Source organism: Negadavirga shengliensis (assembly GCF_042652345.1).
Classification (GTDB): domain Bacteria; phylum Bacteroidota; class Bacteroidia; order Cytophagales; family Cyclobacteriaceae; genus Negadavirga; species Negadavirga shengliensis.
In genome coordinates this window covers 2,501-5,314 of sequence record NZ_JBHSJJ010000034.1, presented here as the reverse complement: position 1 = coordinate 5,314, position 2,814 = coordinate 2,501, and the positions used below count along the sequence as shown (strand labels likewise).

Here is a 2,814-nt window from a genome sequence, read left to right as displayed (position 1 = left end):
GGGATCCCCCCGGAACGCAGAAAGCCCCTTCCCGACAGCTGTCGGGAAGGGGCTCCTTATGAATAATACGGCGGCGGCCTACTCTCCCGGGTGTGACCCCAGTACCATCGGCGCTGCAGGGCTTAACTTCTCTGTTCGGGATGGGAAGAGGTGGTGCCCCTGCGCTGGGCCGCCTAGGTCTTTCCGCGCCGAAATGTACGGCGGCGGTGCCGCGTTGCGGCATCATGTCTCAAAGTCCTTTTTGACTATGTCTCGCGGAAAATGCAGCGCCTGCTGCCGTCCAAGCTTTCGGGCTATTAGTACCGCTCGGCTGTGCCGTCTCCGGCTTTACACCTGCGGCCTATCGACGTCATCGTCTCTGACGGCCCTGTACGGAAGTCTCATCTTGGGGCGGGTTTCGCACTTAGATGCTTTCAGCGCTTATCCCTTCCCGACTTAGCTACCCGGCGGTGCGGTTGGCACCACAACCGGTACACCAGCGGTCGGTCCAGCCCGGTCCTCTCGTACTAAGGCCAGACCCCCGCAGACTTCCCACGCCCGCAACAGATAGGGACCGAACTGTCTCACGACGTTCTGAACCCAGCTCGCGTGCCACTTTAATGGGCGAACAGCCCAACCCTTGGGACCTTCTCCAGCCCCAGGATGTGACGAGCCGACATCGAGGTGCCAAACCTCCCCGTCGATATGAGCTCTTGGGGGAGATCAGCCTGTTATCCCCAGAGTACCTTTTATCCTTTGAGCGACGGCCCTTCCATGCGGTACCGCCGGATCACTATACCCGACTTTCGTCCCTGCCCGGCATGTATGCCTCGCAGTCAAGCCCCCTTATGCTATTGCACTCCGCGCACGGTTACCAAACGTGCTGAGGGGACCTTTGGAAGCCTCCGTTATCCTTTTGGAGGCGACCACCCCAGTCAAACTACCCGCCAAACAATGTCTCCCGGTCCCGGGATTAGACACCAGGCACACAGAGGGCCGTATTTCAACGTCGGCTCCGGGACGCCTGGCGACGCCCCCTCACAGCCTCCGGCCTATCCTACACACCGTGTACCCGGTGCCAATGTTAAGCTGCAGTAAAGGTTCATGGGGTCTTTCCGTCCCGTTGCGGGTACGCGGCATCTTCACCGCGACTACAATTTCACCGGGCTCATGGCCGAGACAGCGCCCAGATCGTTACACCATTCGTGCAGGTCGGAACTTACCCGACAAGGAATTTCGCTACCTTAGGACCGTTATAGTTACGGCCGCCGTTTACCGGGGCTTCGGTTCAATGCTTCTCCCCGATCACTCGGGAATAACATCCCCCCTTAACCTTCCGGCACCGGGCAGGTGTCAGGCCTTATACCTCATCTTACGATTTCGCAAAGCCATGTGTTTTTGATAAACAGTCGCCTGGGCCTTTTCACTGCGGCCTCCCCGCATCGCTGCGGGGGAGGCGCCCCTTCTCCCGAAGTTACAGGGCCATTTTGCCGAGTTCCTTGGCCATGATTCACCCGAGCACCTTGGGATACTCTCCCCGACCACCTGTGTCGGTTTGCGGTACGGGCGCGCATGCGCTTAACGCCAGGGGTTTTTCTTGGAAGCTATTACGGCCGCTGTCCGCTCGGCCGAAGCCTCGCGGTACTCTCAGGTTCGGCTAGGGGCACGCATTTGACCATGCCCCCAATACCTACACCCTTCAACCCGGTATTCCGTCACCGGGCGGGCCTTTCACCGCTCCGTCACCCCGTCACCTGCATGCGCGGTATGGGAATGTTAACCCATTTGCCATCGGAATCCCCTCGCGGGTTATCCTTAGGTCCCGACTGACCCTGATCCGATTAGCGTTGATCAGGAAACCTCGGTCTTGCGGTGTGGATGTTGCTCCCATCCATTATCGTTACTTATGCCTACATTTGCTTTTCCATAAGCTCCGCCGGAGCTCGCGCCCCGGGTTCGCCGCCGATGGAATGCTCCCCTACCACCCCGTCCCGACAACCGTCGGGACGGGATCCTCCGCTTCGGCGCCGCGCTTGATGCCCGATTATTATCGACGCCCTGCCGCTCGACCAGTGAGCTGTTACGCACTCTTTAAAGGTATAGCTGCTTCCAAGCTAACCTCCTGGCTGTCTCTGCAGCTGGACCGCCTTTGTTCAACTTAGCGCGGACTCCGGGACCTTAGCGGGAGGTCCGGGTTCTTTCCCTCTCGGACTCGGACCTTAGCACCCGAGCCCTCACTGCCGGTACCCTATGGCGGCATTCGGAGTTCGTCAGGATTTGGTAGGATGTGACTCCCCCTAGTCCTATCGGTAGCTCTACCTCCGCCATACGTCCCCCGACGCTGTTCCCAAAAACATTTCGGGGAGTACGAGCTATTTCTCAGTTTGATTGGCCTTTCACCCCTACCCACAGCTCATCCGGAAGCTTTTCAACGCTTATCGGTTCGGCCCTCCACCCCGTTTTACCGGGGCTTCAGCCTGGCCATGGGTAGATCACAAAGTTTCGCGTCTGCCCCCACCGACTCAAACGCCCTGTTCGGACTCGCTTTCGCTCCGGCTGCCCCCGTCAACGGGGTTAACCTTGCCGGTGAGGCGCAACTCGTAGGCTCATTATGCAAAAGGCACGCCGTCACCCCGATATCCATCGGGGCTCCGACCGCTTGTAGGCGCACGGTTTCAGGTTCTTTTCACCCTCCTGTTCGGAGTGCTTTTCACCTTTCCCTCACGGTACTCGTCCACTATCGGTCTCCCGGGAGTATTTAGCCTTGCCGGATGGTGCCGGCGGATTCAGCCGGGATTTCTCCCGTCCCGGCCTACTCAGGATTCCCGCCGCGCG

The 2,814-nt window shown here is 59.4% G+C and carries 2 rRNA genes (1 of these 2 running past the window's edge); both read right to left on the bottom strand.

Features of this window, described 5'->3' with window-relative positions:
* Positions 1-65: 65 nt before the first annotated feature.
* A 5S ribosomal RNA gene (gene rrf / locus ACFPFU_RS25495) occupies positions 66-177 on the bottom strand.
* 99 nt (positions 178-276) lie between these two features.
* A 23S ribosomal RNA gene (locus ACFPFU_RS25490) occupies positions 277-2,814 on the bottom strand; it runs 382 nt beyond the window's last position.